Below are 7,358 nucleotides of genomic sequence, written 5' to 3'. Positions count from 1 at the left end.
ACATCCTTCTGAACGAAGGTCTGCGTGCCTGGATGGCACCGGCTGACCAGCCGCACGAAAACTTCGTCTTCCCTGAAGAGGTTCTGCCTCGCGGCAACGCCCTCTGATCGAATGGCGGCCGGTTGATCCGGCTTGATTGATCCGATGGGATGGGGCACCGCGAGGTGCCCCTTTTTTTGTGCACCTATGCCGACTGCTGTCGGCCGCGTGCGGCTCTGGCAAGCCTGAGTGATTTCACTGCTTAACGAGTTCGGTCACATTGCCGCTGCCATCGGTGTTGCAGTAGCCGCTTTTATTTTTGAAGGTCCAGTTGTAACTAAGCCCTTCTTTCTTGATGTCTTTGAGTGTGGTTTGTCCAGCGTCGATGCTTTGCTTCAAGGTGGCTCCCAGCTCAACGCGGATGTCTGCCATGGTGGCTTTGGGATACTTCGCGGCCACTGCGTTTTTGCAGGCACGACCCGAGGCTTCAATGCGGGCGTTGATTTTGGCATCATCGTCTGCGTGAGCCGCGGGAGTGAAGGCCGCGCAGGTGCAGGCCAAAGCCACACAGCTCAGCTGGCGAGCGAACGATTTCATTGGATCTGAAGCTTCAGAGCAACTTCACGCTAGGCAGTAAATCTGGTTTGAAAAGCCGGCAACAACAGTCTTTATTGATCACTGTTGGGGTTGATTGCATGCGTCTTGCGTTTTCATTCCATCATTGATTGCTTGTTGATTGGCTGTGTGTCTGGCCCTTGCAGCCCTTCTGGCGGGTCTGGCGAGGGGACTCTCCGCACCAGCGCCGGTACTCAGCGGCGGTGCCGCCGCAAGCCAGCAGCCCTGATGCTTCCATCAGCTTGGCGATGCTTTGCTCCAGCAAATTGGGCTGTTGCAGCAAATGGCGCAGCTGCCGCAGTCGCAAACGCTTGGCTTCCGCCATGGGTGTGTGCCCCAGTTCCTCCTGAAAGGCGTATTGCAGGGTGCGGATCGACACCCCCATGGCTTGGCTGAGTTCCACAACGCTGAAACGTTCAGTGAGGTGAGCTTGCATCCAGTGACAAGCCTCGGCCACTGTGTTGCGCCGGCGTCGGGAGCTCAATCGTTCGTCCCGCTGCCCGGCTTGGGCTGGGTTGCACCACTGGTGCAGCGTTTCCACCAGAACAGCCGCGCTGTGGGTGGCACCGCGTGGCTGCCAGGCGGCTGCTTCGCTCAGCTGGCGTGAGGCATTGATCACCTTCCGCTGCAGTGGCCCGTGGTCGATGAGCGGTGATGGGCCGCCGATCCCCTGCAGATGGCGCTCCGGGATCAAGATCGAGATTCCGAGCAAATCTTCACTGGTGCAGCCATGCAGTGCATCGCCTGGCCGGAACAACAGCGCCATGCCGGGTTCAGCCAGGTATTCGCGGCCGTTGATGTTTTCTTGAGTGAAACCCATCAACGGCAACCAAAGCACGCCGTGGCCACGTTGTTCACGCAGCAGCTCTACCTGGCCGCGCCCCTGGATCATCAACACCTGGAATTCATCCAGGGCACCCCCGCGCATCAGGGCTTCGAATGGGCCGGAGCCTGGCAGCAGGCGGCTGCGGTGATGACCGAGGGTGTTGGCCACCAGTGCATCCCATTCGCCGAAATCACCGCTGCTCAGCAGAGTGCGCAGCCCTGGGGCCTCAAGGAGTTGTGGTCGTGTCAGCTGCTCCAGGGGACTAACGGATGTTCTGGGGTTGAGCCACCGGCGTGGGCAACACCGAGGCCTTGGGAGCACCCCCAAAGCGCCAGCGCAGGCCACCTCCGTAGTTGAGCTCGTTGCCATTGCTCCAGAAGGAGCCGCCTACTCCGGCATAGAGGGAGAACTGATCGGAGGTTTCCAGTTCCAGATTCAGAGCAACGTTGAGGTCGTCGGCTCCTCGGTTTTGTCCGAGTACATCCACTGAGCCGAGGGCCGGCAGCTCGGCAAAGGAGGCCGAGAGTTGATGTTCTTCGTTGGTATTGCCGTTGAAATCATGCTCATAGCCGACAGACAGGCGAGGGATCAGACGCGTCTGTTTGGCCAGTTGGATGGGGGTTTCAAGAGTGAAGCCGATGCCGTAAATCAGGGAATCGGCGCTGTGGCCATCAATAGCCAGGTTGAGCGCATCGGCCCCAGATTCGGTGATGTCTCCCTGGGAGTGAAGGCTGTAGGCCAGGTAAGTATTGGGCTTGAGGCGAATTGCATTTCGCTCAGCCTTGTCGGCGCTGAGAATCCAATCGTATTCGGCTTTCAGTGCCGTGGTGAACCCATTGCCGCTCCAGTCTGCAGTCGCTGTTCGGTTGAGGCCTCCAAAACTAATGTTGCGGTTGGAGTCATATTGGAGGTTCATGTAGCCCACCAGCGCAGTGATCTTCCAGGGATCACTCGGGCGGTAGATGGCCCATGCGCCTGCTGAGTAGGTGTTCGAGTCAATGGTGCTGTTGGCGTATTCGTAGTTGTAGAGGTTGGCCTGGCCGTAGCCGAATGCACCGCCGATGCTCCATTGCTTGGACGCGTCGTATTGCAAGCCATAGGTGCTCTGGAAGATGTTGTAGTCGAGCGAAGCTAGATCGTTTGTGCCGTCGAGGTTGGCCTGGGTGTTGGTGGCATCGATCAACAGCGACCAGCGGGAAGCCTGTGAAATCTTCCTGGGCTTGCATCCACTGGGGATCTTCTCGCGATTGGCAGGGATCAGCTTTCCATCGCTGGTTTCGCACATGTCCGCGTCTGTCCATAAGCGGATCGCTTTGTCACCGTTGGAGAGTGCCAGCGCATTGGTGCGAAATTGCTCCATGGCTTCCAGGGCCACCGACTGCATCGAGGCATAGGGCTCTGCTGTGATCGAGTGGAGGGCTTGATTCAGCTGGGCGCGGGTGGGGATGGAGAACAGGGCGCCGTAGACGGTGATGAAGTCGGGCGTCACCGCTGCTGCCAGGGCCTGGTTGCTGGTGTATCCACTTTGGGCTCCACTCGCGGTGGGAATTGGCGTGCCGCCTGTGGTTCCCTGCACAACAGCTGCGTAAACCGAAGACATGCCGGCGTCAATCGCCTTGGCGATGGAAACATTGTTAGGGTTTCTGCCATTGGAGCCGGATGAGCCTCCTCCGGTCAGGGAGGTCTGGCAGGCGGCTGCATTGCCAGTATTGGCCGTGCACTGCTGCTGGAGTGTGGTCGTGCTACCTGTGATGGCGAAGGTGAGTGCACCGCCTGTGGGCTTTACAGCGGCGATGGTTGGCTTGCCCGGTGGAGTGGCGGTTGAGACAGGCGTGCCATCTGGCTTCAGCTGAATCCAACCAAACTGCAACTTGTTGGGATCTGGAGTGGCCGTTCCGTTGGCGAGTTGGGTGAAATTAGGGTCTTCATCGCGAACGAATTGGAAACTACTGGTTCCCGCTACACCGCCAGTGTTTGCACTCAGGCTTGGATCTCCCCCTACCGTGCCGGTGGGAACGCTCACGGCTGTGTAAACCACTCCGGGAGTGATGGGTGCTCCCTGATAACTTGAGAGTTTGAGGCTGCCCTCAAGAAGAATCACTTGACCTGAGCCAGCACCGGTTAGTTGCAGTAGATCGCTTTGGCCAGCCCCCGCCACCTCAATCGCGAGGGTCGCAGCGCTGTCTTGGAGATAGGAGCCACCATCAATGGTGAGAGTTCCGATGGATAGACCAGGAGATACTGTGCCAAAGTTGAAGACATCGGCTCTGATCACTCCGGTGCCGCCTAATGTTGCACCCGGTTGAATGATGGTGTCTGAGGTGCTGGAGCCGTTGATGACCAGCGTGCCGGCTTTCACCGTCGTGTCCCCTGTGTAGGACATGGCTCCACTGAGGGCCTGGGTGAACGAGCCATCTTTAATCAAGCCGCCGGTGGTTCCAGTGATGTCTGCACTGGAATCTCGCGTGAATTGGTCGTTTAGGTTGATGGTCAGCGTTCCTGTCCCTAAATTTATAATTCCTGCGCCGCCAATGGCTGCAATAGTCTGAGTTCTGCCATTTAGATTAAAGGTTCCATTTCCGTAGAGCAGAAGCTCAGTAGCGCTCGGCAGTACATTGTCTGCCCCGCTGGTGACAGTGGTGTTGTCCCAGATTCTGGTCAAGCCGCTGTACGTGCTCTGGGTGGTAAGTGTTATGTCGGCTGCAGTCGAACCTGAGTTTTTGAAGCCGATGGTTCCCTGTGTGCCAGCCTGATCGCTAAATACGCCGCTGAAGATGGCAGTATTCCCGGTTGCGTCAATAGTGTTGCCCGGGTCGCCGTTGAGAGTAAAGTTATCTGTGACAATGCCCGCTGCTGAAATAGTGAGGGTGCCACCCTGGAATTGAGGTAATAGCGCTTTCGCGGCAAGGCTGATTGTTGTGTTGGTGGGGCTTCCGTTATTGGAGACCAGGATAGGAGGAACGACAATGGGCCTGGGCGCCACTGCCTCGTAGGCGAGAATTGATATAGTGGATATGCCTCTGCCTGTGTTCTTATTCCAGTCCGCACTAAAATTTTGAACGCCATTGTATCCACGCACCCAGGCGGCAGCGTTCGCTTTGACAAAATTTTGTGTTTGATCGGGATCTCCCGACTCCCAGACAAATCCAGGTGCAACATAAAAGCTGAGATCTCGGTTCGGGAGTCCTAGTAAGTCTTTTGTCGCTTCTGCAAGGCTTTTAGCAAGCTTTTCATTTCCCCACCAAGAATTATTCTTTAGGCCGGGAGCACTCGAGCAGGATACTCCCGACGCATAACAGCTCGTTGTCGCAAGGTATAGACTGTTCCATTCAATGTCACGTTTGCGGTTTCTGCAAACGCTCTGCTGCCGAAGCCTGAATCCATGCCCCCTGCGATCGCCGCAGTGGCGATGCAGGACAGAATGCCTTTGGTTGCGGACATTTGACGGTGTCCTGTGTGGCTGCTGCGTATCTTCATTGCTGGCCTGGTCTCTGTAGTTAGAATTGTTAGACAATTTTGCTCGTGTTGCTTGTGAAGCGCCGAATGCTGCAAGATGTTTAATTCTCTGAAATGTAATCAAAGCGCAAGTCAAGCGGTTCTTGATGTTGTACATCAGATTTGCTGCTGTCATTCGTGTTGGCGCTCCCCGTCTGGTTACGCGATCAACTGGTATCGGTCACGCCGTGAACCTTGTCAAAGCTGCTCCAATCACGAATCCTGACTACGCACCAAAACTAGCCGCCGTCTGATGTTGGCATCGTCGCGGTATCGCCATGCCTCAGCGCTGGTTGAGGATCCGGCTGCGATTGTCGAGCATCAGTCGGGCGTACTGCCTCGCCACACCTCCCAGAAGCTGCTGCCATTGGATTGGTGTCCGCGGCAGGGGCTCGATCACACTGAAGGTGGCCAGCGGCAACAGTGCCTGGCTTTGGCCCACGCGAGGGCTCAAACCCAGTGTGATCGCCACCAGGTTTTTGTCGGTGTGCGCGTCGAGCAGGAGGTAGGTGGTCCAGCGCTGATCGGGAAAGCGCTGGTCGTACTCCGCCGGCAGACTTTGATTGAAGATTTCTCGCAGTTGAGGCGCTGAGAAGGCGGTCCCGTTCTGACGGTATTGCAGGTCGTAGGCCTGGGCCGGCATGAACAAGCCTCCGCTGATGAGGGCTGTGGCGGCGAGGCGGTTGAGCAGCGTCATTGGAGCGGCGGTGGTAGCAGCATCAGAAGGTGGTGTTAGCCACCGGCTTGAACAGGAATCCCGCCTCACCAGCCACAAGCTTGTAGCTGATCTGCCTTGTGCCGCCGGTGGGTTTAGCGTTGGTGTCGCCAGGGCGATAGATCGGGAAGCGCCGCATCAGCGTGGTTTCCACCACGGCGAATTGATCGTGGCCCATGTAGCCCTGGCCGAGTTTGCCGCTCAGCTCTGGCATGGTGATCGGCAACAGGGTGTGGCCCTTGCTGGCACTCCAGGCCACGACCGATCCGTAGCTGCCACTGCCGGCGCTAGTGACGAACACCAGCAGCTCGGGCCGTCCGTCGCTGTTGAGGTCTTCCACCTCGCTGCCGGTAAGTGAGCCGAGGAGTTCTTGCTTCACGACCGGGTAGACATGGCCGTGTTCGCTGGCTTTCACCACCAACTGCTGAACAGACCCGTTCCCTGTTGTCCTCACCTGGAAGCTCACGCCCTGGAGGCTGAGAGTGGCGGGGGGTGTAGAAGCGAAGGCGGCACTGCTCACCACCCCAATCAGTGCCAGGGGGGAAAGGCGGAAGGCAGAAGCCATAACTGGTAGCGCTGACCCCTGCAGCATCGCGGCAGAGAGCTGCCACCGCATCCCCCATTCGGGGTATTCATCACACCCTTGCAGACGAGTGCTCCATAACGAGCTCCATCTCATCGACATGTATGAGGTTTCAAATATCCGGCTGAATGTCAGGCGCAACACAGCGCTGCCAGACTCGCTCCATTCGAATGTCTGGTTTCACCCTGGCGCCACCCAATCACCAAGCCCGACCACTCTGGCATCTGCCTAATCTCGCCTCAGTGGTTGCCGGCGGTGCGGAGGTTCTCCGCTTCGCCGAGCACTGCGGCCAACGCTGCGGTGGTGTTGTGTTGCTGTCAGGGTTCGTCCTCGGCTTTGGGGTGGTTGAGCTGAGCTGCGGCCCCCTGGCGCAGACCAGTCGCTTCAGCCTGGAGTTGCTAACCCTGCTGGTGTTACAGCTCGTGGGCCCGATGTTGGTCTCGTTGTTGGCGATGGCCCTGCTTCTGCCCGCCTGGCTTGGGCAGGGCCAGTCGTCCGGGCCTCGCCCCTGGCCTGTAGCCGTGCCAGCCACGGCCATGGTTGGAGCTGTGCTGCTGCTGTTCTTCCTGGTTGCTGCGCTTACGGGAGGTGTGCTCGCGAGCCCACGGGCTGATCTGATCGGTGAGGGTCGTGAGCTGCTCAGTGGTGTGGTCTTGGCTGACCTTCTGCGGTCGATGCTTCGCTGCGGCGTGTTTCTCGCCATCCTGTGTGGCTGGAGCCAATGCCGCGGGATGAAGCAGATCAAGCGCGGTTCGGCAGCGGCCTTGGTAGGCAGCAATCTGCTGGTGGAGGGGCTGATGCTCCTTCTGGGCCTCAAGCTGCTCTGGATCACGGCCTTCGATCCCCTGCGCTTGAGCAGCTCCGCCCAATGACCGCAATACCGAACGGCGATGGACTGCGGGAGCGTTGGCTATTTCTCGGCTCAGCACTGTTGCTGTCTGCTGCCGTACTGCTCGTCCTGGCGCGCGAACAGCGCTGGGGTGAGCCGATGCTGCAATTGCGATTAATCAGTCGCAATGCCGGCGGCCTGCGCCCCGGCCAGGAGGTGCGCATCTCGGGCCTGCCGGTGGGTCAGGTGCGCCATCTGCAGCTCTTGCCCGATGCCCGTGTGGCGGTGCAGTTACAGGTGGAACGTCGATACGCCT

General features: G+C 58.5%; 7 protein-coding genes and 1 pseudogene. 3 read left to right on the top strand and 5 right to left on the bottom strand.

All coding sequences use genetic code 11. The features are described from left to right. Positions 1–107, top strand: a pseudogene (locus ACIQ2E_RS10825) (photosystem II protein D2); the annotation flags it as partial. Between the two features lie 127 nt (positions 108–234). Here ACIQ2E_RS10825 and ACIQ2E_RS10820 read toward each other — a convergent pair. From ACIQ2E_RS10820 to ACIQ2E_RS10800, 5 genes are all read right to left on the bottom strand, one after another. Beyond that, entirely contained in the window at positions 235–546 is a 312-nt protein-coding gene (locus ACIQ2E_RS10820; RefSeq protein ID WP_398330152.1) for a hypothetical protein, read from the bottom strand. Positions 547–697: 151 nt separating this feature from the next. Then, positions 698–1,588: a helix-turn-helix domain-containing protein gene (locus tag ACIQ2E_RS10815; RefSeq protein ID WP_398330149.1), complete on the bottom strand. Its 891-nt coding sequence runs from the start codon at positions 1,586–1,588 to the stop codon at positions 698–700. 94 nt (positions 1,589–1,682) lie between these two features. Then, entirely contained in the window at positions 1,683–5,033 is a 3,351-nt protein-coding gene (locus ACIQ2E_RS10810) for an autotransporter domain-containing protein (RefSeq protein WP_398330146.1), read from the bottom strand. 165 nt (positions 5,034–5,198) lie between these two features. After that, complete coding sequence (locus ACIQ2E_RS10805; protein WP_398330143.1) at positions 5,199–5,612, bottom strand: hypothetical protein; 414 nt, start codon at positions 5,610–5,612, stop codon at positions 5,199–5,201. A 22-nt stretch (positions 5,613–5,634) separates the two neighbouring features. Next, positions 5,635–6,195, bottom strand: coding sequence for a PliI family lysozyme inhibitor of I-type lysozyme (locus ACIQ2E_RS10800; protein ID WP_398330140.1), 561 nt, complete (start codon positions 6,193–6,195; stop codon positions 5,635–5,637). Positions 6,196–6,455: 260 nt separating this feature from the next. Between ACIQ2E_RS10800 and ACIQ2E_RS10795 the strand changes: the two genes are divergently transcribed. Together ACIQ2E_RS10795 and ACIQ2E_RS10790 are read left to right on the top strand one after the other, a co-directional pair. After that, positions 6,456–7,085: a hypothetical protein gene (locus tag ACIQ2E_RS10795; protein ID WP_398330137.1), complete on the top strand. Its 630-nt coding sequence runs from the start codon at positions 6,456–6,458 to the stop codon at positions 7,083–7,085. Beyond that, the coding region (locus ACIQ2E_RS10790) for an MlaD family protein (RefSeq protein WP_398330134.1) at positions 7,082–7,358 on the top strand (277 nt) is incomplete at its 3' end. The genes ACIQ2E_RS10795 and ACIQ2E_RS10790, both read left to right, overlap by 4 nt.

The sequence above is a fragment of the Vulcanococcus sp. genome (assembly GCF_044369115.1).
In the GTDB taxonomy this organism is placed as follows: Bacteria; Cyanobacteriota; Cyanobacteriia; order PCC-6307; family Cyanobiaceae; genus Vulcanococcus.
Note: the sequence above shows the minus strand (reverse complement) of the source record. Positions and strands in the feature narration are given on the sequence as shown.

Excerpts from the sequence above, each read along its gene's own strand:
- ACIQ2E_RS10810 (WP_398330146.1), bottom strand. The coding sequence starts at position 5,033 with ATGTACAACATCAAGAACCGCTTGACTTGCGCTTTGATTACATTTCAG.
- ACIQ2E_RS10805 (WP_398330143.1), bottom strand. The coding sequence starts at position 5,612 with ATGACGCTGCTCAACCGCCTCGCCGCCACAGCCCTCATCAGCGGAGGC.
- ACIQ2E_RS10800 (WP_398330140.1), bottom strand. The coding sequence starts at position 6,195 with ATGGCTTCTGCCTTCCGCCTTTCCCCCCTGGCACTGATTGGGGTGGTG.